Annotated in this window: 24 protein-coding genes and 1 pseudogene; 7 read left to right on the top strand and 18 right to left on the bottom strand. The window is 37.5% G+C overall.

Annotated features, from left to right (window positions below):
* Window positions 1-2: 2 nt before the first annotated feature.
* Window positions 3-479 (top strand): annotated as a pseudogene (locus AC1DVB_RS01980) (transposase); the annotation flags it as partial.
* A gap of 354 nt (window positions 480-833) precedes the next feature.
* On the opposite strand, the gene AC1DVB_RS01975 reads toward AC1DVB_RS01980, so the two are convergent.
* From AC1DVB_RS01975 to AC1DVB_RS01925, 11 genes are all read right to left on the bottom strand, one after another.
* Window positions 834-1,784: a sugar phosphate isomerase/epimerase family protein gene (locus AC1DVB_RS01975; RefSeq protein WP_477587948.1), complete on the bottom strand. Its 951-nt coding sequence runs from the start codon at window positions 1,782-1,784 to the stop codon at window positions 834-836.
* Window positions 1,785-2,198: 414 nt separating this feature from the next.
* On the bottom strand, window positions 2,199-2,519 hold the full coding sequence (locus tag AC1DVB_RS01970) for a DMT family transporter (protein ID WP_034313134.1): 321 nt from the start codon (window positions 2,517-2,519) through the stop codon (window positions 2,199-2,201).
* Window positions 2,520-2,557: 38 nt separating this feature from the next.
* On the bottom strand, window positions 2,558-2,887 hold the full coding sequence (locus AC1DVB_RS01965; RefSeq protein WP_034313138.1) for a DMT family transporter: 330 nt from the start codon (window positions 2,885-2,887) through the stop codon (window positions 2,558-2,560).
* Between the two features lie 29 nt (window positions 2,888-2,916).
* Window positions 2,917-3,789 (bottom strand): Cof-type HAD-IIB family hydrolase, encoded by an 873-nt coding sequence (locus AC1DVB_RS01960; protein ID WP_191930285.1) that lies wholly within the window; start codon window positions 3,787-3,789, stop codon window positions 2,917-2,919.
* Window positions 3,790-3,890: 101 nt separating this feature from the next.
* Window positions 3,891-4,673, bottom strand: a complete 783-nt coding sequence (locus AC1DVB_RS01955) for a DeoR/GlpR family DNA-binding transcription regulator (RefSeq protein ID WP_034313142.1) — start codon at window positions 4,671-4,673, stop codon at window positions 3,891-3,893.
* A 26-nt stretch (window positions 4,674-4,699) separates the two neighbouring features.
* Window positions 4,700-5,713 carry an ABC transporter ATP-binding protein gene (locus AC1DVB_RS01950; RefSeq protein ID WP_477587944.1) on the bottom strand — a complete coding sequence of 338 codons (1,014 nt, stop codon included), beginning with the start codon at window positions 5,711-5,713 and terminating at the stop codon, window positions 4,700-4,702.
* Window positions 5,714-5,781: 68 nt separating this feature from the next.
* Complete coding sequence (locus AC1DVB_RS01945) at window positions 5,782-6,585, bottom strand: ABC transporter permease (RefSeq protein ID WP_063576768.1); 804 nt, start codon at window positions 6,583-6,585, stop codon at window positions 5,782-5,784.
* Window positions 6,582-7,436, bottom strand: a complete 855-nt coding sequence (locus AC1DVB_RS01940) for an ABC transporter permease (RefSeq protein WP_187049156.1) — start codon at window positions 7,434-7,436, stop codon at window positions 6,582-6,584. Before AC1DVB_RS01940 ends, AC1DVB_RS01945 begins: the two co-directional genes overlap by 4 nt.
* 100 nt (window positions 7,437-7,536) lie before the next feature.
* Window positions 7,537-8,370 (bottom strand): alkaline phosphatase family protein, encoded by an 834-nt coding sequence (locus tag AC1DVB_RS01935; RefSeq protein ID WP_477587941.1) that lies wholly within the window; start codon window positions 8,368-8,370, stop codon window positions 7,537-7,539.
* Entirely contained in the window at window positions 8,360-9,472 is a 1,113-nt protein-coding gene (locus AC1DVB_RS01930) for an ABC transporter substrate-binding protein (RefSeq protein ID WP_477587939.1), read from the bottom strand. Before AC1DVB_RS01930 ends, AC1DVB_RS01935 begins: the two co-directional genes overlap by 11 nt.
* A 1,419-nt stretch (window positions 9,473-10,891) precedes the next feature.
* Window positions 10,892-11,098, bottom strand: coding sequence for a hypothetical protein (locus tag AC1DVB_RS01925; RefSeq protein WP_477587937.1), 207 nt, complete (start codon window positions 11,096-11,098; stop codon window positions 10,892-10,894).
* Between the two features lie 313 nt (window positions 11,099-11,411).
* On the opposite strand from AC1DVB_RS01925, the gene AC1DVB_RS01920 reads away from it, so the two are divergent.
* Both AC1DVB_RS01920 and AC1DVB_RS01915 read left to right on the top strand, forming a co-directional pair.
* A complete protein-coding gene (locus tag AC1DVB_RS01920) occupies window positions 11,412-11,918 on the top strand; it encodes a DinB family protein (RefSeq protein WP_477587935.1) in 507 nt (168 codons plus the stop codon).
* 43 nt (window positions 11,919-11,961) lie between these two features.
* Window positions 11,962-12,132: a hypothetical protein gene (locus tag AC1DVB_RS01915; RefSeq protein WP_170946962.1), complete on the top strand. Its 171-nt coding sequence runs from the start codon at window positions 11,962-11,964 to the stop codon at window positions 12,130-12,132.
* 36 nt (window positions 12,133-12,168) lie between these two features.
* Here the strand turns inward: AC1DVB_RS01915 and AC1DVB_RS01910 are convergent, their stop codons facing one another.
* The 5 genes from AC1DVB_RS01910 to AC1DVB_RS01890 all read right to left on the bottom strand — a co-directional run bounded on the left by AC1DVB_RS01910 (window position 12,169) and on the right by AC1DVB_RS01890 (window position 17,139).
* Entirely contained in the window at window positions 12,169-12,897 is a 729-nt protein-coding gene (locus AC1DVB_RS01910; protein ID WP_048678490.1) for a GntR family transcriptional regulator, read from the bottom strand.
* Between the two features lie 67 nt (window positions 12,898-12,964).
* Window positions 12,965-13,747 (bottom strand): fructoselysine 6-kinase, encoded by a 783-nt coding sequence (frlD, locus tag AC1DVB_RS01905; protein ID WP_477587932.1) that lies wholly within the window; start codon window positions 13,745-13,747, stop codon window positions 12,965-12,967.
* 57 nt (window positions 13,748-13,804) lie between these two features.
* Entirely contained in the window at window positions 13,805-14,818 is a 1,014-nt protein-coding gene (locus AC1DVB_RS01900) for an SIS domain-containing protein (RefSeq protein WP_057276224.1), read from the bottom strand.
* A gap of 134 nt (window positions 14,819-14,952) precedes the next feature.
* A complete protein-coding gene (locus AC1DVB_RS01895; protein ID WP_400449747.1) occupies window positions 14,953-16,296 on the bottom strand; it encodes an amino acid permease in 1,344 nt (447 codons plus the stop codon).
* Between the two features lie 24 nt (window positions 16,297-16,320).
* Window positions 16,321-17,139, bottom strand: a complete 819-nt coding sequence (locus AC1DVB_RS01890; protein ID WP_477587929.1) for a TIM barrel protein — start codon at window positions 17,137-17,139, stop codon at window positions 16,321-16,323.
* A 518-nt stretch (window positions 17,140-17,657) separates the two neighbouring features.
* On the opposite strand from AC1DVB_RS01890, the gene AC1DVB_RS01885 reads away from it, so the two are divergent.
* From AC1DVB_RS01885 to AC1DVB_RS01870, 4 genes are all read left to right on the top strand, one after another.
* Window positions 17,658-19,151, top strand: a complete 1,494-nt coding sequence (locus AC1DVB_RS01885; protein WP_477587927.1) for a DHA2 family efflux MFS transporter permease subunit — start codon at window positions 17,658-17,660, stop codon at window positions 19,149-19,151.
* A gap of 292 nt (window positions 19,152-19,443) precedes the next feature.
* Entirely contained in the window at window positions 19,444-20,022 is a 579-nt protein-coding gene (locus AC1DVB_RS01880; protein WP_477587926.1) for a YitT family protein, read from the top strand.
* 36 nt (window positions 20,023-20,058) lie between these two features.
* Window positions 20,059-20,244: a hypothetical protein gene (locus AC1DVB_RS01875; protein ID WP_477587924.1), complete on the top strand. Its 186-nt coding sequence runs from the start codon at window positions 20,059-20,061 to the stop codon at window positions 20,242-20,244.
* A gap of 220 nt (window positions 20,245-20,464) precedes the next feature.
* Complete coding sequence (locus tag AC1DVB_RS01870) at window positions 20,465-20,872, top strand: DoxX family protein (protein WP_057276229.1); 408 nt, start codon at window positions 20,465-20,467, stop codon at window positions 20,870-20,872.
* Between the two features lie 159 nt (window positions 20,873-21,031).
* On the opposite strand, the gene AC1DVB_RS01865 is transcribed toward AC1DVB_RS01870, so the two are convergent.
* Together AC1DVB_RS01865 and AC1DVB_RS01860 are read right to left on the bottom strand one after the other, a co-directional pair.
* Window positions 21,032-21,682 carry a class D sortase gene (locus tag AC1DVB_RS01865; protein WP_063576785.1) on the bottom strand — a complete coding sequence of 217 codons (651 nt, stop codon included), beginning with the start codon at window positions 21,680-21,682 and terminating at the stop codon, window positions 21,032-21,034.
* A 1-nt stretch (window position 21,683) separates the two neighbouring features.
* Window positions 21,684-23,102 (bottom strand): processed acidic surface protein, encoded by a 1,419-nt coding sequence (locus AC1DVB_RS01860; protein WP_477587921.1) that lies wholly within the window; start codon window positions 23,100-23,102, stop codon window positions 21,684-21,686.
* Window positions 23,103-23,108 lie beyond the last annotated feature (6 nt).

The raw sequence follows: 23,108 nt of genomic DNA, 5'->3' as shown, positions 1-23,108 counted from the left end.
TTTTAGTACCTTATACACGTCCTCGCACCAAAGAAGGATTTTTCCGTAAACAGGACTATGTATACGATGAACATTTTGATTGTTACCTTTGCCCTTCGGGCGAAACTTTAAAGTACTCAACAACAAATAAAGAGGGCTATCGCGAGTACAAATTGCCAAAACAAATTTGTACAACATGCTCATTTTTATCTCGGTGTACAGAAAGCAAAGACTGTCAAAAAGTGGTGACACGGCATATCTGGCAAACACATGTGGAAGAAGCAGATCATCTGCGTCATCATCAAGATGTAAAACCTATATATGCAAAATGTAAAGAAACGATTGAGCGTGTATTCGCAGATGCAAAAGAAAAGCATGGTATGCGTTGGACTACTTTAAGGGGACTTAAAAAATTGTCAATGCAGGCGTTGCTTACTTTCGCTGCCATTAATTTAAAGAAGATGGCCAATTGGACATGGCAAGGTCCAAAAATGGCCTAACATGTGGGCTCGTAGAGCCGAATCTCTTAACTTTAGGCGAAAATTCAAAGGGAATTTCAAAAGGGGTTCAGAATTTTAATTCCGAACCCCTTTTGTCTACAAACTGAAGCCCCTCTCTTTAATGGGAGGGGTTTTTTAATGTCATAATGAACTAGTATCCGTTACTACTACTATAACAAGACAGGCGACACTTATTAAAGAACCGTGTGTTGGAATTCGTAAAGCAAAGCGACAGTAATGTTGGCAATCAAAAGAGGCTCTCTATCAACCCAATAGCAAGTATTAGCTAGAACTGCTGTAATAATTTTTATTATATGAACAGAATTATACAACACCCCTGCTTCTACATATTATTTATCGGCAATATTTATCCCGTAATGCAAGGGTATACTTAACCGATTGTACTGTACCTTTTTCTTGATCTTCAATCATTTGTTCTAAAAGTTCTTTTGGAGGATAATAGTAATCCAATGGTTTAATGACACTTAAATCATATGGAGGTTGTTCGACTTTGAAAGCTCCTTCTCCAACCGCAAAGACTCCGCCAGCACCAAGCTCTCTCTTAAAATTGACAGCATATGGAAAACACATTTCAACGTTGATTCTAGTTAGGGTAGATTTCTCAACAAGTATTTTAAAACACTCTTCTGTATCAATATTGCCTGTCCCTACTGGTACACCACATACCCTATAATCCTCRCCATCATGAATGATAATATGATCTTTAAAATGAGTTGTGAATGCATATGGCGCTAATTTTCTTACAGCTTCAACCGGATCCTCCCATGCCATCATTCCGTTGCCCACATCACAATGAGCGCTAACCCAAGGGCTGTTTACTTCATTTATTATTTGGATAACCTCATCTGTTAACTCTTCCTCATGATTTTCCACAGCTAGTTTTATCCTGTATTTCTCTAATAATGGTACAATTTGTTTGATATCTTCTGGTGCTTTTTTCAATCTTTCCGGATCATACTCTCCCAAGCATGTATACGTGCGAATCACATCCGCTCCGATTCTATGTGATGCTTTAATGACTTCTTTTAGATGTTCCGGATCGCTTCCATTTGTGTCTATTTCAGCGAAAAATCCATACTTTTGAATTTCTTTTCTTACTCTCTCTAAATATTCCGGCTCAAATGATTCTAAGGTACCCCATCCTGACAACCCTGGCCATGGAACAATATTGATCATGACTCCGTCTAATCCCAATTCAGCTGTTTTTCTGATAAAACCGAAAATATCCATTCGACCCGTAATAAATTGCAAGTGATAGCTTTCTGTTTCTAATCCAATTTTCATTTTTTCCCCACCTTTAATTAAGCATTTGATTTTTTTAAAAAGTTTTGTTGATTTTTTTCTTGTTTACGATTTTTAACTAAGCTGCTTATAATAAAACCTTTGACACCGAACGCAATCATTGTCAAAAGACAAGTCTTTTGCCTTCTATTCCTGGTGATCGGTCGAACATGCTTCCGTGTAGAATAAACCCAGACATAGATGGGGCATATCCAACTAAGCAGGCTATAGAAACTGCTGTGCCACTTTTTTCTACCGGTCCGCTTAACATACCATTTTGATTAATTTTGATGAGTTACACTAATTAATTGAATAATATATAGATGAATACAATTCGACCAATTGAGCCTAAATAGAATGCCTCCCGCACCATACGGGAATCATCAATTAGCTCCTTAAATTAAAAGTCTTTTTCGATTAATGTCCAGAAGTCATTTTAATACCTATAGCGCCTACAATGATACAAATAATGAATAGGTTTAATCTTAAACTTCTAGGTTCATTAAAGAAGATCATTCCTGCTAAAACACTTCCAACTGAGCCGATACTGGTCCATATTGCATAGGCAGTACCCACTGGAAGTGAAGTTAATGACAAGGATAGAAAATAAAAGCTTAAACTACCCAAAAAAAGACACGCTACAGAGGGGAGCAATTTTTTAAAGCCGTCTGCACGCTTCAGGCTAATAACACTACCAATCTCGGCAAATCCGGCAATAATAAGAAAAAACCAAGCCATTGAATCATCCCCTAACCTTGTATATCAGTTCTTTTCCTTTAATGTTTAGGCTCTGCTGGATTGACTTTTATTCCAATAATCCCTAATATCATTAAAGCCATAAAAAATACTTTCAGTGGATCAATGGTCTCACCCCAAAAAAGCATCCCAATTACTACAGTTCCAACCGTTCCCAATCCAGTGAAAATGGCGTAACCAGTTCCTAATGGTATTGAATGTAAAGCTTTTGAAAGTAAAAAGAAACTAAAGATTATAATAACTACCGTAAATATACTAGGTATAATTTTGGTGAATCCGTATGAATGTTTAAGACCAATCACCCAGACAATTTCCAAAAGTCCTGCCATTATGATATATATCCATGCCATTTTATCGCTCTCTCCTTTGGCATTGACACTTATTTTTGAACCACGAAGTTCTCCATATATCGATAAATCGCATAAGCTACCCCATTTTCATCATTATTAAGGGTTGTCGTTGTGCAAACAGTTTTTATGACATCTTTTGCATTTCCCATCGCTACGCTGTATCCAACTTTCTGGAACATGGATAAATCATTGTTGCTGTCCCCGATTGCCATAGCCGTATCTAATGAGCCATTCATCAAGAAAGCCAATTTTTCAAGGGCTATTCCTTTTGAAGCTTTTTTACTGGTAATCTCAATGTTATGATCAGCAGATGAAACGACCATCAACTCATCAAACTTTTTGAATTGGTTCCAGGCTTCCTCTAATTTATTTTCATCAAAAGAACATGCTAAAATGTTATAGAATTCTTCCTCCTGTTTTAAGATATCATGATAGTTTTCAACTAAAACATATCCAAACTGGTCAAATTGCCTTTCCGCTATTTCAACTAATTCTTTCATATCTGGATTCAAATCTGCGCTTTTCAAACTTTTAATCTCGTTATGGAAATGTTCTCTTCCTTTTTTAAGAGTATAGATGGCTTTATCAGTGAACACTTCGTAATAATAATTCCGTTCATCTAACCATTGGAGAATGGATTCAACACGATCTTTAGTTATCGTAATGGAAGAAATGCACTTTGCGCTTTTTGAATGAATGGTTGCTCCATTTGTCCCGATTACAAATGGGGATATCCCGGCTTTTTCACATATTGTTTGAACGTCAAAATAAGCCCGTCCTGTTGAAATAACTACTTCAAAGCCTCTATTTTGGGCATATTGAATCGCCTTTATATTTTCTTCACTAATTTCATTCTGGTCGTTTAATAATGTTCCGTCTAAGTCTATCGCAATGAAACTCATGCTATATAGCTCCTTTTCATTCTATCTATTAAATTTTCTTTCTAGCTTTTTTTTGCTGCTATCAAAAAAAGAGAGTACTCCTCTTCCATCTCTTTTATGGGCTATGCTTGAATCCAATTGACTTCCTCTAATTTGGAATCATTTCTCCATTCCTCTGGAAATGGCTGCTCGCAGACAATCACATCTACTTTTTCTAGAGGACAAACTTTACAAAAGGTGTCAACACCAATTTTAGAGTAATCCGTTAGCAATATGACTTGCTTTGATACCTCGACCATTTTTCGTGAAACTAATGTTTCACGTAAATGATAATTACTAACACCACTTTGAATGGAAACACCACCAGCTGAAATGAACGCTTTATCGATATTAAATTGATTTAACATTTGTTCAGTGAGACCCCCGCATATGGATTGATGCTTTGGATCAATTTGTCCTCCCAGTAATAGAATTTGTCCTGTAAACTTATTTTGATTGAGCAATTCGGTCAACACAGACGACACAGGAAGAGAATTGGTTAAAATCGTAATGTCTTTTTTATTTTCAATACACTGGGCAAATTCAAGCATGGTTGTACCTACATCAATGGCAATCACATCTCCGTTGGAAATGAGTTCCACCGCTTTTTTCCCAACCTTGATTTTTGCTTCTTGATTCACCGTTGTACGCTGTGTAAATGGAGGCTCCTCAAATTCAAAGACTGTTTTAATCGCTCCACCGTAAACCCTCTTTAACAGTCCTTTTTCCTCTAATATCATCAAATCGCGTCGAATCGTTTCCTCTGAAACATTAAATTGATCAACTAATTCTATAACTTTTACTTTTCCCATTTTGTTAAGTTCTTTTAAAATTTCATTCTTTCTTTCTTCAGGCAAAACAGACATATTTCTCCCCCTAGATCATCAATACTTTATAACATAATGCATTCTTTCTTCGGTACAAGAATTTGAACGCGTGCTCCTTGCTCAAACATTTCCCCACGGTGGTGAAGATAGTCTACATGAAAAGCGCACTCCTCTGTTTCTACTTCATATCTCAAAACATTACCAGCCATGGAAACATCTTTAATAAATCCTTTAATTCCCCAGTTCCCTTGTGAGTCCAACCTGTCTTCACCAACAGAAACTAATTGTAAAACTTCTGGACGAATGGCAACTTCATTCCCTTTTAATTCTGTGGCGCGAACAAGTTTTCGGAAAACTTCCATATTACAGACATTATAATTCCCGATAAATTTTGCAACAAATGTATTGACTGGAGAAGTATAAATTTCTGAAGGAGAACCGGATTGTACAACTTGTCCTTTATTCATGACAAAAATCCGATCAGACATCGTCATTGCTTCTTCCTGATCATGTGTAACAAAAATAGTTGTGATATCTAATTCTTTCTGTATTCTCTTTAATTCTTTTTGCAAACTTTTTCTAATTTTAGCATCTAATGCGCTTAACGGCTCATCCAGAAGCAGTACTTTTGGCTCCATGACAAGCGCACGGGCAAGAGCAACCCTCTGCTGTTGTCCACCAGATAATTGATGAGGATAAGACTCTTCTTTTCCTATTAAATCAACCATATCAATCATATTTTTCACTTTTGACTTAAGATTTTTCACCTTTTTCATTTTAAGGCCGTAAGCGATATTATCAAAAACATTCATATTCGGGAAAAGCGCATAAGACTGAAACACCATACCGACTTCACGCTGACGCGGTGATAAATCAGTAATATCTTTTCCATCAATTAAGATTCTTCCTATATCAACGTCTTCAAGTCCCGCAATGGAACGTAATAATGTACTTTTTCCGCACCCGCTTTGCCCTAGAAGTGTAGCAAATTCACCTTTTTTTAATGTTAAAGAAATGTTATTTAAAACTAATTGATTGTCATATCCCTTAGTCACTTGTTCGATGGTTACATAGCTCATTAGTTTTCACCTTCTAAAGTAGTATTTTATTACGGTATTTTTCTTAAAAAAATGAAGGAATTCGCTTCTTATTTTGACCCGACAGGATTTCTTTTGTTGCTAAACGTAAGCTTTAATACAGTCCCCGTTAAAAGTAAAATCATTGAATAATAGGTTATAACAATTGCACTTGTTAAGTGACCACTGCTGTTTAGTTTGTCGGATAGATAAATTTGAAGGGTTTCGAATCGGCCCCCGACAAGCAAATTGGCAAAAGCAAACTCACTAAATAAAAGAGAGACAGATAATAGGGTAGACACTAAAATTCCAGATATAATATTTGGAAACACCACCGTACGAAAGGCTTGGAATTTTGTGGCACCGAGTAATTCAGCTGCATCAACAAGTTGTACAGCATTAAGCGTACGAAGGCTGTTACGAATTCCTTGATACATAAATGGTAGAATGGTTATGAAATAAGCACCAATTAAAATCCAAGGTGTTCCGGCAATTTGAATCGGTCCAGCAGAATAAAGCTTGATTAATCCAACGGCTCCAACAATGGGAGGAACCCCATAAGGAAGCATGGCTGCGGCTTGGAGCAATCCTTCCCATTTACTGAAATATACCGTGATAATAAAAATTGTCGGAAGCATTATAACAACACTAAGACCTACAGACATGACAATTAAAAACAGTGTTCGTCGGAAAGCATCGTAAAACCGTTCATCTTGAAACAATTCAATATACCATTTCATTGTATAACTCTCAGGTAAAATGGTATGATCCCATTTACCAGCAATCGAGAATAAAAGTGTTCCTACAAGCGGAATTAATAAATATATAACTAGTAATCCAACAAACAATTTATGAAATGTCAATGAAGACTTCATCGTAAATCCCTCCTAACTCTACGCATCATTCTTTCATTGAACCACATCGCCCCTATCATGGTCGTTGCTAGAAGGACTCCCAACGCACTACCTAGCTGCGGCTTTAATGCAACATCACTAGCAACTAGAGAAGCAATTTGCAATGACAATATGTTATAGTTGCTGCCGACCAATGCATAGGCTGTTGCGTAGGCTCCCATCGCATTAGCAAACAAAATACTGAATGTACCTACAATGCTAGGTAAAAGAACTGGAACCCCAATCCGAAGCCAAAATGAAAATGTTGACCCTCCTAATAATGAAGATGCTTCTTTCCATTGTTGCCTAATTCCTTGATAAGACGGGTAAATGAGCATAATGGCAAGCGGAATTTGAAAATAAATATAAACAAGAATGAGGCCTGTCCAGGAGTATAAATTAAAATCTGCAAACAGGTCCCAACCAATCTTGGCAAATAGCAACGTAAACAACCCATTGTTTCCAAGTAAGATAATATATGAAAATGAAAGGGGAATCCCTTCAAAGTTCGACGTCATATTGGTAACCATCAGTAGTCGGTTTTGTATTTTTTGAGAGAACTTTGTAAACGAATAGGCTGCAATGACTGCTACAATCACAGAAGTTATAGCAGAGAACAAGGAAATGACCAGGCTATTTTTAATGGCTTGTAAGTAAAATTCACTTTTGAATATGGTTAAGTATTGATCAATCGTAACTTGAATTCCATCATCTGCATAAAAACTATTTTTAATCATTGCCACTAATGGTCCTATCTCAAATCCAAGCACAAACATAATAAATGGCAGTAAAAGAGCTAATAAGTAAATTTTTTGTTTTTTTATTTTTCGCAAGACTTCTCGCTCCTCTATGTTCTCTAACAATTTGGGAATTGGTCTAACAGTACATTCGTTAAACCAATTCCAGTCAATCTTGAATCATCATTTAATGTTTTTACAGGGTGACTTTTCCTTTCAGACCTGGAAATTGATATGAAATCATTTTATCGGACGGCTCAATATTTAATAGTTCACAAACGAGCGGTGCAAAAGCTAATTGCGGAACCACTTCACCATAAATGCCAGGCTCAACTTTTGGACTAATGATAAAGAGCGGTACATCACGTTCATCATCAGTTATGCCGCCATGGTTGCCATATTCACTCATGCCATGATCCGATGTAATTAATATGTGATAACCTTCTTTGATCCAAATTGGCAATAGTTGTGCCAACAAGCTTCCCATTTTTAGGATTTGCTCACGATATTCTTTTGATTCCGAGCCAAAAATTTCTCCTTTTACATCTACACCGAGCGGGTGAATATATAAAAAGTGAGGGTCATACTTTCTGCGTAAAGCTTCTGCATCCATTAATACATGGCTATCTGGATAGTCATCGTCCCAATAAAATTTTCCATATTGAATTGGATTGGATTCATCTTCTTGCTCACGGTCTTCAATAAAATGGAATGGCGTACGATTATAAAGTTCGCTTACCCAGTAATAGGACACTGTTCCGTTTCTTAACCCGTTTTCTTTCGTAAGATGAAAGAGACTTTTCTCAGTAGATAAACGAACGGCTTGATTGGACGTGATCCCATTCATTGAAGCCGGCGTACCTGTTAACAACACTTCATATAATGGACGGGAAAGACTTGGAAGCTCCGACTTAACTTTGTAAAGTGACGCTTGATTCGTTTCGACTAAATGCTGAATAAATCCCAGCGCTTCGCATGCTTTATCGTATCTCATACCATCAACAACAATTGCTATTACTTTATTTGACATGGACTAACACCTCTTCTTGCCAAATCTGAGGTAAATTTTTAGCCGTTTCTTCCCAAGCTTTGTAATCTTCAATTGGTTTTGCATTTTTGTACTGTTCTTCTGGAACCATTTTTTCAGCTACTTCTTTCGGAAGTTCTACATCGCGAATTGGACGGGCAAATCCTTTAGCTAAATTAATTTGTCCTTCATCGCTTAAGATATATTCTCTAGCTGCCATCGCCGCATGCGGATGCTTTGCAAATTTGTTAATAATGGTTGCGTAGCCGCTTACGACTGAACCTTCAGTTGGAATGGTCACTTCAAATTGATTGCGGTTAATTTGGTCAGCGTAACCAAGAGCATTGAAATCCCAAACAAGGGCAACTTCCACTTCCCCTTTTTCGATGTTAGCCGGCTTGGCATCAGTTAAACTAAGGCGGCCTTGCTTGGCAAGCTTAGCAAAAAAGTCAATTCCTGGTTGGAGATTTGTTTCATCACCGCCGTTAGCGATAGCGGCAGCAAGTACGGCCATTTGATTCTGTGTACCACGCTGAACATCTCCCACTGTTACTTTATAATCCCCTCTTAATATGTCATCCCAAGATTTAGGCGGGTTATCTACTAATTCTTTATTAGTAAAGAATGCAATCGTTCCTTGATAGCCAACAACCCAATCTCCATTGTCATCTTTTGCCCACTCAGGTACCCCGTCCCAATAGGAAGTTTTATATGGCATCGTTAATTCTTTTTGTTCCGCGATTGGCCCAAAGGAAATCCCTACATCGCCGATATCGGCTGTTGCATTCTCTCCTTCAGATTCCATTTTGGCAATCTCTTCGGCACTGGACAAATCTGTATCATTGTGTTCCAATGTATATTTTTTCATCACTTCATTCCAAGTTTCTCCCCAGTTAGCCCATGAATCAGGCATACCTACACTATTAATAGTCCCCTCTACTTTTGCCTTTGTTTCAATTTCTTTCAAGGTTAACGAACTTGGATCCTTAACCACTGGAGCAGCCTCCTCATTAGTAGCTCCACAAGCAGCTAATCCCAGTACACTCACCCCTAACATCAAAGCTTGAATAGACTTGTAACAATTCTTCTTGAATGTGCGATTCATAAAAAGTGCCTCCATTTAGTGTGGAATCTTTAATGTTCATTACTGTTTATTACGGTTTAATCATAATCAGAAAACATTAATCCCACATAAACCAAATGTTAAGATTTTGTAAACCTGCTCTTTATTTCTCCAACTCATCAGCTTTTATCTTCATAAGCATTAACAACAGTCCGCAAACAGGACCAAGGAAAGGCAAGTCTATAAAAGAGAATGTGAAAAATTTTTCATTAATCCTTTTCCCCTTCTTTTTAGCTCGCCGTTAACAAAAATCCATATTAGCTAAATAAATTTTCATGAAAAAAAACTCTCTTGATACAGAGAGTTTTACATAGATCTTATTATTATCAATGTTTGGCTATATATAATAATTGGTCTGGGCGGAATTTTTATACCTCATCCATTCCCCCAATTATAGCGCACACTACTAAACTGACAATTACAATATAAAAGTCGTTACACTTCAAAGCCATGTCGAGACTATGAACTATAATAGCCACACCAATTGTAACCATCACAGTTTATTTCATATGATCTGGAAATCTTCTTTCAAAAGCCCAATTACTGTTCCGAGCACTATACCTAGTGCATTAGCAGAGGAAGCACCTTTTTTCCCATTATTGTAAAAATTCAAGAGAGGAAGAAATAAATATGCGTCATATTTTTCGTCAATTCCACTACCCTTAGCGCTTTTCTTTTTCCACTTATTTAACTAAAGGGAAGCTTCCTCCGCACAATGAAAAGCTCCTTCCCCCCTGCCTAGACTACACCATTTCATTCATTTCAGACTGGGCTAAATCACCAGCGGCTTTCACACGAATACGGGTTGCATTCCCAGGCATATATGCTAAAGGTACATCTTCTAATTTTCAAGTGATTTTTTATTATGCCTCAAGAGATTAGTCACTGGTCAAAACAAACTAATCCTTTGGCAACATCGGCATTAGTATGTACTTTTTGTTAGATCCAGATAAGCCGATTGGTTCAAAAATCATTTTGTTCGCATTTCCAAAAAAAAAACAAAAAATCCATTTATCATTAAATAATGAAAAATGGATTTTAATAAGCTTTTATAAGATTCTAGTTATAGACCCAGGTAATCCGTTTTAAAGACTCTTCCGACGGCGCGCAGATATCTACTGATAAAGGTTAGAAAAATTGAAAGATCACGGAGGTTCTGCAATGAAGACAAAGATTTTGCTTGATTATTTATAACCATTTTTCACCTAATAAATATGTGCATGATCATAAATCTCCTCTCTCCTTATATTTTAACATTTATCATAAGGAGGAGGATCATTTAGCAAGCTACAGGTTATAAACGGTTCTCTTATTTACACTTTTAAACGTTAAGAATTTGGTTGTAATGAAGGAGAATAAATTCGAAAACGAAATAATCGTTTCCCTCCAGAGGGGATGCAATTACATTGTTTCATAGTTTTTTATTTCAAATTCATTTAAAGGCCGATTAATCGACTTACTCAATTTTTTAATAAGCACTTGGTAATCCTTAGTATCATTGGGATCTATACCTTCTCTGACGTTTAGTATCTCGTATCGGTCATACTGTTCTGGAATAAGTTTTCCGTCTACATGGATATAAAGCCTATATTTGATCCTCAGATTCATATTACCATCTCCTTTACTATCAGTTCGATATTGGGTGCTATTTTCCTGCAAGAAAAAAAGCCTATATGTGATGCTCCACTATCTATTCATTTATAACCCGAATGTTCGTAGCTCGTATTATCTCAAAACCTCTTATTTATATATATATTACATTTGAGGAGCACATATACCCGAAGAATCATAAGGAGGAATTGTTATATAAATTATAGAACAGCATATTAATGAATATGCTGTATTGAATAAACCTGAATACTTTGTTTTTACTGCATAAATTGTCCAATACGAAAAAACTAGTGTATATGGAGGTTTTTTAATGAATCACCTCGAGCCAGTATTAGAAATGTATAACTATCACGCATGGGCAAATGGAGTCATCATCGATCGGTTAAATGAACTTCCAGAACACATTTACCATAAGGAAATTCAGCGTGGTTTTTCGTCGGTATCAAAAGTGTTGTCTCACATTTATCTGACAGATTACACGTGGTTTGATATTATCTCTGGTATAAGTATGGATGAAGCAATGGCATCTTCTAGTGAATTAAAAGAAGAGGTGGAAAAGAAAAGTATTGAGGAAATGAAAAAAATATTTATAGACTTGTACGAAAGAAACAAAGCACTTCTGAGTACAGAGGATATGGAAAAGAAAATGGTTGTGGATAACCCGTATGCTGGGTCGCTTGAAACTACCATTTCCGAATCGGTATTACACATTGTCACTCACGGATCATATCATCGTGGCAATATAGCTACCATGTTACGACAAATGGGGCACACTTCCGTTATGCAAGATTTTGGTCTTTACCTTTATACAAAATAGAACACCAAAATATATACCATTTCCTGAATAGGGGGATGTATCGATGGATGAACTAGTTGGCTCTTGTGTTCGCTGTGCACATGATGTGTATTGTACGGCTGGTTTTCTGAACGGTATTCTCTTAGATAACAAGAATATCTTATGTTTTAATTGTAAGGATATTTTAAATGCGATGATCAAAGAAGAAAGTTTGGAGGAGGAAAATCAAAACTAGATGTTTAAATAGGTCATGCCAAATTAATGGCATGACCTATTTTGCCCGATGAACAGTCAGATTGACCTTGTTGGTTTCACACATGAACGTTGAGAGGTGCACAGGCTGGTCGTTTGCATCGAAAGCAATCTTCACTATTCTAAATAAATTTGCGCCAATATCGCATTCTAAATATTTAGCATGGATTTTTGTAGCACCAATCACGTCTATAATTTTATCGTTACTGACTATTTCGGTATGGTAATCTTCCAATAGGATCTTATAAGTTGATTCATCCCTTGCAATCTTCTTTTCCAAATCCGGAAAACGAAGTAACGAATAATGAGCGGTATCGTAGAAAAGCGGACGCTCATCTACATACATGAGTCGCTCCAGTTCGAGAACGGGGCTTCCTTCTTCAATGAGGAGATGACCTGCAACATCTTTTGGTGCTGCTATGACCTCACTTCTTAAGATCCGGGAATTCGGTATCTTCCCAAGCTGATGACTAAACTCTGAGAATCCACTTATGGATAACAACTCATTATGAAACTTATTAGATGCAACAAAGGTACCCCTGCGCGGAATACGTGTCAGTGTTCCTTCCTTAACCAATTCCTCGATTGCTTTTCGAATGGTGATGCGGCTAACGTTATAAGTTTCACAAAGCTCTGCTTCGGTTGGGATTTGTTCATCTGGTTTGTATTTACCGTTCTGAATATCATTCTTCAACATTTGCCTTATTTGCATATATAGTGGCTGGGGGGTTGAAGGATTTAAATTCATATTAGATTCATCCTTATCCGTCAAAATTTATTATTTACTACCTATTATACATGATTTACAGTCCCAGTCACCACGCACCGAAATAGCTAATGGTTTTCGCAGCAGACTCTGTACCCAATTCTAAGCAATTTTCGATAGATTGCCCTTTCAATAATCCATAAATAAAACCGGAAATGAAGGAATCCCCCGCACCCATTGTATCCACCACATTCGCTTTAACGGGACCGCATTGATAAAATTGAATGCCGTCATAGGCAAGTGAACCATTTTCTCCTAAAGTGGCGACCGCAATTTTAGATCCTTGATTTTTTACATCTTTTAAAAATTGGCGGATAAAAGCATCATCCTTCGTATAAGAGAAAAATGGATAATCAACAAACTTCGGTAAAGTCTTCACGAGATCGTGATCTAGCTGATCTGAGAAATCAAAAGACGTGAGCATTCCATTTTCTTTAAATAAGGAATAGTACTTATCCGCATGTCCCCAAATCCCTGAATGTATGAGCTGGTATGTTTGAATGTAATGGAGTTCTTCCGTCGTTAAGCGGAAATGTTTCATGACACCTTCATCGTATTCTCCAAACCTGCGGTCATTTCCTACCATTTCAACAAAGGTAACAGCTGTTTTTCCTTCTTTCCGCGAAAGATGAGAAATATCAACACCTTTTTCCTGTATCGCTTTAACCATTTTTTCACTGTATTGATCGGAGCCCACCCAGCCGATATAAGCAGATTCAGCACCTAACCCTCTTAAATAGACAGCCACATTTAAAGGATTACCGCCAGGATAGACCTCCCCGCTCTTTTGATAAACATCCATACAGTTATCTCCGACTGTAACCGTTCTCATCATTTTCCCCCGCTTTCTTTAAACTTAAGAGCACTACTAAGTAGTGCTCCACTTATCTTAATATTCCATTTGGCGATAGTATCTTCTAAGTGTTAATGGATGATTTCTCTCACGCTCAAGGTATACGCTGATTCGACTTAATACTGACCAGTTGATGCTAACTGAAAAGTGCTTTCTGAATTCTTCGCTGATGCCTTCCATTTCAAAGCTTTTGGTATCAATAACCGTTATATTTTTTGAGATTTTTTCTACAAATCTCTCTACACGGTCCATCAGCGGTCTAGTTTCATCTTCCCCTTTTAATAAAATAACACTTGTATCTTCAACAACAAGTTCAAGTGTACCATGGAAAAACTCTGCAGCGTGGATGGATTTCGCTTGGATCCATTGCATTTCCTCTAAAATGCACATGGCATATGAATAAGTGTTTCCCCAGAGGTTACCAGAACCGACCATCATGTGGTAATCCGTGTCTTTATGTGTAATGGCGAATTCCTCTGCTTTTTTGTCAAAAGATTTAACGGCATCTAGAATTGCACGCGGAAGTAGAGAAACCTCCTTCGTGAATTGTTCATATTGCGGGAATTCATTGTTGTTATGCATGAAACGGAAGACGACCATGTACAAAAGCATAAAGAAAGTATCAAAAGAGTGCGTTTCAGAACCAGTCGTTATACAGTAATCCGCAATTTGTGTTAACGGAGTATTTGGCTCTGCAACTAAAGCGATTGTAGTGGCGCCTTTTTCTTTACAATATTCAGCCGCTGCAACTGTTTCTTGAGTAGTCCCTGATACAGATGTAAAAATGCAGACTGAATCTTTGCTGAAATGCTTATGATTCATCACCATGAACTCAGCCGCAATTTCTGCATGGACATCGATGGTAGAATTTGATTTTAAAATGTATTCATATGGATACATCATGGCTATGGTGCCGCCAGCACCGATAAGGAAAATATTGCTGTAGCCCCTTTTTGTGATTCCATCTACGATTTCTTCAATCTGGCCTCTAAAAGCAAGGCCCTCTTTTTCTACAAGATTTAGAAATAACTCCTCATCAAACTTTAGCATTAACAGCTTCCTCCCTTATCCCTGTTTATTTGTTATGTCTTGTATTATATCTAAACATAATAATTTGCACAATTGTTTTATTTTAAAATTTTTTTGGTTTATCAAAAGAAGGCCTAACTTCCCTTATCATTCTGCTAAGCCACGATATCGCTGTCGTTATTTTTCTTTGATCCATATTTCCTTTCCCAATAATAGTATACCGGCAGACCTGTTACGATAACGATCAGCGCTGCAATCACTCCTTGAATAGGCGCCCAAGTAAATGTTCCCCAGGCCAGCCATGATGCTCCAAGAATAGCTAAAACCGTCGTTAACCTCCACATTGGCATACGATAGATTGGATTATAATCATCCCTTTTACGGCATTTGTAAACAGCGGCAAAGTCCAGGATGTTAATTACCAATTGAATCAGTGTGAAATAGCCAAGTAACACAGTTAAATTACTGAAGCACACAAGTATACATGCATACGCAACCTGAACGATGATAGAGAAACTTGGAGTTTCATATTTAGGATGAACTCTTGCAAAACGTTGAAAGAATAGTCCGTCCTTTGCCATTGCGTACTCAAGGCGGGGCTGAAACATTATGCAAGAACTCAGCGAACCCAAGATAACAATAATCGCCGTAATGGCCACGAATGATGATGCAATATCAGATAATCCCGGAATATATTTTACAGCTTCAGAAACAGCCGCATTGGAGTTGATTAATTCATCAAACGGCATCAAACCGATGACACAAACGGCTAACAGTGTATATAAAGCCAACACGATGAATACCGAACTAATAAGAGCCCGCGGAAGTATTTTCCCTGGATTTTTGAACTCCCCAGCCATGAAACAAATCGCAGCCATTCCCGTATATGCCCATGTGGTTGCGGATACGCCACCCATTAAACTTGAATTTTGGGCACCAGGTCCTGGTGTATAAGCAAAGTTATCAGGGTTCATGTACATAATTCCCAAGACAATGACAATCAGGAAAGGAATGATCTTGATAGCCGTGATAATGACTTGGAAAAGACCTCCTTCCTTCACGCTTCGATAATGAATCGATGTGATGAGCAGGATGATCGCAATACCCAATAATTTCCCGGCGACCCCAGAGAAAAATGGGAAAAAGGTTGCTAAATAAGAAACGATAGCTAAAGCCATAATCGATATGGATGGAGGATCCAGCGCCCAGAAAGTGGCCCATCCATATAAAAATGCCAGAGGCCTCCACCCAGCTTTATTCAAATATACGTAACCGCTTCCATTTTGGGGGTATGCTGTCGATAACTCCGCCAGCACCATTACTTGCGGAATGGCAATCACCCCGCCTATTATCCAGGCTAGAATGGAAATGGAAGGAGTACCCGCAGCCTTTGCAACATCACCGGATGAGACAAAAATACCCGACCCTATTGTAGTTCCAACAGCAATAGCCAGAGCAGACCAAAAACCCAGTTTTCGTGTAAGTGTGCCATTACTCATAAAGAGTTCCTCCAAATTAGATGATTAAATTCCCAATTCCCTAACTTTTTCAATTGATTTCTTGATTGCATCTCTTGGATTTTGATAATAATTTGATCCCATAATCTCTAAAGTACAACTTCCTTTGTAACGATGGCTTTGAAGGCTTGTTAAGTATTCCCTCCAATTTAAACCCCCATCATCCAGTGCCAAATGTGCATCTGATTGACCATCTCCGTCCATTAGGTGAAAATGGCCTAATTCGGGAAGGAAGGAATAGTACTCATCAGGTGTTTCACCCGCCAGATGCATGGAAACCGTATCTATCATTCCTTTTAATGAAGTAGATTGGATTTCCTCTAATATTTTCTTTAGCCCTTTTGAGTCGATTACCAGATTGGATTCATACTTTGTCAATGGCTCTAAAACAAGAATCAAACCTTCCATCTCAGCTACTTTGGTTAATTGAAAGATTGAGTCACTTGCATATTTCCATGATTCCTCTTGTGAGACAGAAAAGTCCCCTATTCCAGAAGTGATAAGCATCATGTTTGTGTCTAACTCCAGCGCGGCATAAAGATTTTCCATAAAATATTCCATGCTTTTTTTTCGCCAATGAGCATCCGAGGATGCAATGTTATAAGGATAGATACATTGTTCTGGGGTATAGCAAATGATTTTCATATTTCTAGACTTAATTTCCCTTCTCAAACTCCTTATATTTCCTAATATGTTTCGATAAACATACAAATGTGGCTCCCCACCCCATAACTCAATGCTATTAATCCCAAGGTTGTCCATGCAATCCAAAAAATAATGAAAAGGGAAATGCCTAAAAGTTATATTCATCCCTGCAATATTCAATTATTTCACCCCCTCATAATGACTTTTTATTTGTTATGCTTTGTATTATAATTAACCAGTACATTGATTGCAATAATTATTTTGAATATTAAAAAAATAATTATTCGCAAAATACGGAAAAGTCGTGATTTTATTGTTCAACATTAATTAACTATTTTTTAGTGAATACGAATGGTAGAATGTTAAAGTATTATACCTAGTGCACAAATTTCTCTGGTACATTGTAAGTATTATATTGGTGATTATTGTTTGAAATATGATATACCTGTAGAATGGATGTTAACCTGGGGGATTTCCAAGAGATAATGTATCCTGAAATATTGTCAAGTGAGTGGTTAATAAAGAATAAACACCTCAAAAAAGCCGTAATTGAGGTGAATCTCCTTAAATGCTGTATTTTACCGGAAAATATAGGTGGGTTTACACTAATACTTCGTGAAACGAATTAGTTTCTAAACTTTTAAAAATAGCAGGCAGTACAATTTGTACTATCCTAGCGGAAAGGACGTGCCATAATAATGAATCACGACAAAACAGCCATCACTAAAGTACGTACAGGTCCCATGTTTGCGGTGATGCTGGCTGGTGCTCTAGTCGCTTTCTTAAATCAGACTTTAATTAATATCGCATTGCCTCAATTAATGACTCATTTTGACATATCAGCTGCAACAGCGAATTGGCTTACTACTATCTTCTTATTGGTCAATGGGATTGTCATCCCGATTACCGCTTTCTTAATGGAACGATTCAATACAAGACAATTATATCTAGCTTCGATGGGACTCTTCGCCTTAGGAACTTTTTTATGCGGAATTGCCCCCAGCTTCTCCGTCTTATTGATCGGACGTGTGGTTCAAGCTGCAGGTGCGGGGATTTTGTTCCCGTTGATCACAAATGTAATTTTCACTTTATTTCCGCCTAACAGACGCGGTTTCGCAATGGGCATATTTGGTATCGCGATGAATTTTGCCCCTGCTGTAGGACCTACGCTATCAGGATGGATTATCCAAAACTATTCTTGGCGGGTTCTGTTTTTTATCATTTTCCCATTTGCCCTGCTTGACTTCATCTTTGCCATTTTCATCATTAAAAAAGTAGGGAAAACCAGCCGGCCTAAACTCGATAAGCTGGGTGTCATTCTATCCACTATCGGATTCGGCGGGGTTCTATATGGATTTGCTACTGGCGGTACCAAGGGCTGGGGCAGTCCCGAAGTACTGACGATGTTCCTTGTTGGAGGAATCAGTTTAATTTTATTTGTCTGGAGGCAATTTACTGTATCACATCCTATTTTGGAATTTAGAATTTTTCGGTATCGGATGTTCACTTTAACGACAATCATCAACATCATCGCAACCATGGGTATGTTCTCTGGAATGATCATCATGCCGATCTATATGCAGAATATCCGTGGGTTCACTCCGATGGAATCCGGTCTCATGCTATTGCCTGGCGGGATTTTAATGGGGATCATGTCCCCTATCACAGGTAAGCTGTTTGATCGATTTGGTGCGAGATGGCTTGCGGTGAGCGGACTTGCCATCACTATCATTACAACCTATCTTTTAACGCGGCTTCAAACAGATACGTCTTATTCTTATGTGGTGTGGGTATATACCATTAGAATGTTCGGAATGTCGATACTGATGATGCCTATCTTCACAGCCGGATTAAATGAATTGGCACTTAGCCTAAATAAATACGGCACAGCAATGGTCAATACATTGAGAATGGTGGCAGGTGCTGTTGGCATGGCATTCTTTGTGTCCATCATGACAAACCAAGGAACGAAACATGTTCAGGAAATCTTATCTCAAAGGAACATATCACCGGATAATACATCACAAATGGCGACGGCCATTAAACAGGGCAGCGTAATGGGAGTGGATGATGCATTCATGATAGCAACAGGTTTGACCATAATTGCTTTCATACTGGCCTTTTATATACGGCAAACTTCCCCACAAGAAGATACCATTACAAATCGCCTATCACAAAAACATCTTGAATAAAAAAGGCTAAATCCAACCTATTTTCCAAGGTATAAAAAATTCTTTTATTATTAAACTGACTTGCCCCATGAAAACAAGGCAAAAAAAAGAGACTCTTTTAGTGTCTCTTTTTTTTGCCCTAATTACATCATGGCCTAAAACGAGAAGGCCTTTACTTTGATTAACTTACTCCCATGTGAATTAAAAATATCTTATGGAACAAATAGCAATCGTAATTTCCAATCAGCTAAGTATATATTTAGATTTCTCTCATATATTTTAAGATAATGATTTGGACAAGGGGAATTTTTTTATGAAAAAGTTTGTTACGCTGATTTTTTCAAGTTTTTTCATTGGAGTAGGTCTTAACTTATTTATTATCCCCATTCATCTAATAAATGGCGGGATATTTGGCATAAGCTTATTAATCAAATATGTTTGGGGAATCCAGGTTGGACATACCATGATCATGATCAATATCCCCATATACCTTCTATCTCTTCTATACGATAAGTCTTATTTCTTTAATGCCATCCTTGGATTAGCTTTTACTTCAACCATTATTGATTGGCTAACACCACTTAACGGTTTGGTTCATCTGCCGATCATAACAAGTGCCATTATCGGTGGAATGACGATTGGGATTGGTGTCGGTTTTATGCTGAGACAACATATTAGCCCCGGTGGAGTGGATTTACTAGCACTATTAATATCTAAAACCACAGCAACCAATCCTGGAATTATTATTTTTATCATTGATTCTCTCATAGTAATTGCGGGAATCATTATATTGAAAGACTTAAAGTTAATGTATTCCCTCATCACGATATCCTGTGTCGGGTTCTGCGTCATTATAATCAATTCTTTTAAGACAATTAACTTTTTAAGATAAAGTTGTACTTACAAGTGCCCCCTTACGATATACATCTTGCTTGTACTGTACTCGGGATTTTATACGGTTTCCCATGATTTCGCACCGTTTACGCGTGAGTTTGGTCCGTTTACTCGTAAGTTACGGCCATTTACTCGTGAATTCGGCTTATTTACTCGTGAGTTTTGCTGTTTTACTCGTGAATTCACCCTATTTACTCGTGAGTTCGTACTATACCCATGATTTCGGCTGTCACCTGGTGGGAGCAGATTTCTGAAATCAAATGAATATTTTTCAAGAAATAACTGCAGGCAAACTCGCTTTTCTTCAAGTTATCCTTCAGTCAAGCGCGATTCCTAAAGGATTGTGCCACAACTGTTTAAGATTATTTTTTTAGAATGCATTAAAAAAAGAAAAGTGGAATATGATTAAAATGTCAATCTAAGGGAGGGAATGTGAATAAATGAAAAAAACAAAAATTATATATTGGATTTTCACAGGACTTTTAGTGGCACTAATGGTTTTGGGTTCTATTCCGGATATAATGTCTGTTCCCGATGCAGTCGCATTATTCAATCATTTAGGTTATCCTACTTACCTCCTACCCTTTATTGGGATTGCCAAATTATTAGGTGTCGTGGCAATACTTATTCCAGGCTTTCCAAGAATCAAGGAATGGGCTTATGCCGGTTTTGTATTTGATTTGACGGGGGCTATGTATTCAAGCATTTCAGTGGGCGACCCTGCCAGTGGATGGCTGATTTTCATTATCGGGTATATATTGATAGCCGGCTCTTATATTTACCATCATAAAATATTAAAATCCGCTTCATCTGGCACATCGAGAAATAAGAATAGTTTAACAATATAAATAAATCGGCCATGAAAAAACACCGTGAAAGGTGTTTTTTCTAATTGGTTTAAAAGTGGAGGAAGTGATATCATCTTCGCTTTTCTTTCTAATAAGAAATAAAATCAAAAGCGTCCCAATAGGTTTCCTTATTGGGACGCTTTTTTTTAGTACATTTGATTAACTTACTGTTTTTGAAGTTAAATACGCGACAAGGATATAGCGTTCAGGTGCTGACCCAATATAATCAAAAGGGTAACAGGTACTGACGGTTAGCGTTGCCCGTGGCTTTGGTACGATTACAGTTCGATCATCCTTATCCACAATTCGAACTTTGTTGACTTTGTATGTGAACTCTCCTGCCGATGTTCTTACTATCAACAAATCTCCTTCGCCCACTTGCCCGAGTTTACGGAATACCGTATCTCTATGACCGGAAAGTACGGAATTGTCATTTTCACCAGGTAACACACTTCCTGCAAAGTGACCAACGCCTTTTTCCAATTCATCCTCATTTGTACCATGGAAAATAGGAAGTTTTGTTTTTAGTTTGGGTATATAAAGCTCCCCGATTTCTTCACCCGTTTTAGGGCGGACAGGATATAGCTCTTTCTTTGTTGTGTCATTACTTGGTGTTTTATCAATTGTTGGTTTATCACTTGTTGATTTCTGCACAGTTTCATTCACTTGACTACTAGGAGCATGAGTCTTGTAAAGAAAGTAGCCTTTTGCAAACTTATACAGATTGGATGTGGAAAACCAAACCCCAAATAAAATGATGGCAATTGTACAAGAAAGCAGCAGTAACCGCTTTTTCTTTAATTTTTTCATATTAAGCTTTCCTGATTTTTCGATACATCAAGCTTCCGAACAAGACAAGAAATAGTCCTAAAAGGGCACTAGGCAAATAACCGGAAGCGGTATTTGGCAGTTTAGCACCTTTTACGGTTTGATGTTCTGAATTAGTATGGGCACTGATCTTTTGTTTTACTGGTTTAGCAACTGGTGCCTTTTCAATGGTCTTTTGTACCTCTTTAGCAGATTCCTTTATTTGTCCGCCTGCATTAGTAAGAGTATCAGAATCGACCATATCACCTGTTATTAACAGATCAGCCAAGAACTTCCCGTCAGTATTATATATTGATATTTTCAGGTTAGTACCCTTCAATTCTTCCAATTTCATTAAATCCAAAAGGGATACAGGTGATTCCGAGCCACTTTTCACAAGGGAATAGGAAACATTAAGCTTAAAGATGGAAAGTAATTCTTCATAGATTGAGGCCATTTCAGCTATCTGTTCAGCTGTAAGCTCGGTTGCTACATCAAATTCCTCGAAAGCCATCATGCGGTTGCCCAATTCTTCAAGTTGCTTGACTGTTTCCGGGTTGGAAAGATGGTCTTCCAAAGACATCATGTGGTCTTCAAGCCGCTGTAATTCCTCTTCCGTTAGACCGAGTTCTTGCTCGAAAATAGGAAGAAGATCTTCGGCAACTTCGCCATCCATCCCTCCGCCAGTAAGGTTCCAAACAGTTTCTTCAAGATTATCTATGTATATATAATCGTTAATATTTTCACCATTTTCTTCTAACATTTGAAGCAAGGCTTGTTTATCCAATCCATAATTCTCTTTAAAATAATCTAAGTTGCTTAGATCTGCCTTTATGACGTCACCTAGGAATTCGCTAAGCTCTTCGACAGATTCAAATTCTTCCGTGCTAAAATCATAGAGTTTCAATGACGCTTCGATATCATCTTGTGTTACTTCGAAGCCTCTTTCCTTGCTAACCTTGGCTAAATAATTGACTAATTCTTTGTCAAAATTCGGATCGCGTTCAAAATCGCCCTCTTCTGTCTCTTCTGTATAGAAATAAACAGCTTCATCGAGATCCCAGATAAAAATATAATCGTCTAGTTCTTCGCCATTTTCGTGTAATAGATTAATTAGGCTCTCATTAGTTAGATTATAATCTTCATAAATGGCATCTAAATTACTCAAATCAGCCTTAATAACTTCGCCCAAGGCTTCTTTTAGATCACCAATAGATTCAAAGTTCTCAATACTTTCATCGTAAAAAGAAAGAGATGTTTCAATATCATCCTTCGTCACTTCAAACCCCCTGACAAGGCTTACCTCTTTTAAATACTTTGTAAGTTCTTTCTCAAAATTCTTGCTTGGTGCCGCCGATGCTAATTGCGGGAATAAGCTAATTAACAACGTAAATGAAACTAAAATGGTCCACAGTTTTTTCATACTTTT

The sequence above is a fragment of the Peribacillus sp. P4_D6 genome (genome assembly GCF_056401795.1).
This window is presented reverse-complemented; position numbering and strand designations above follow the sequence as displayed.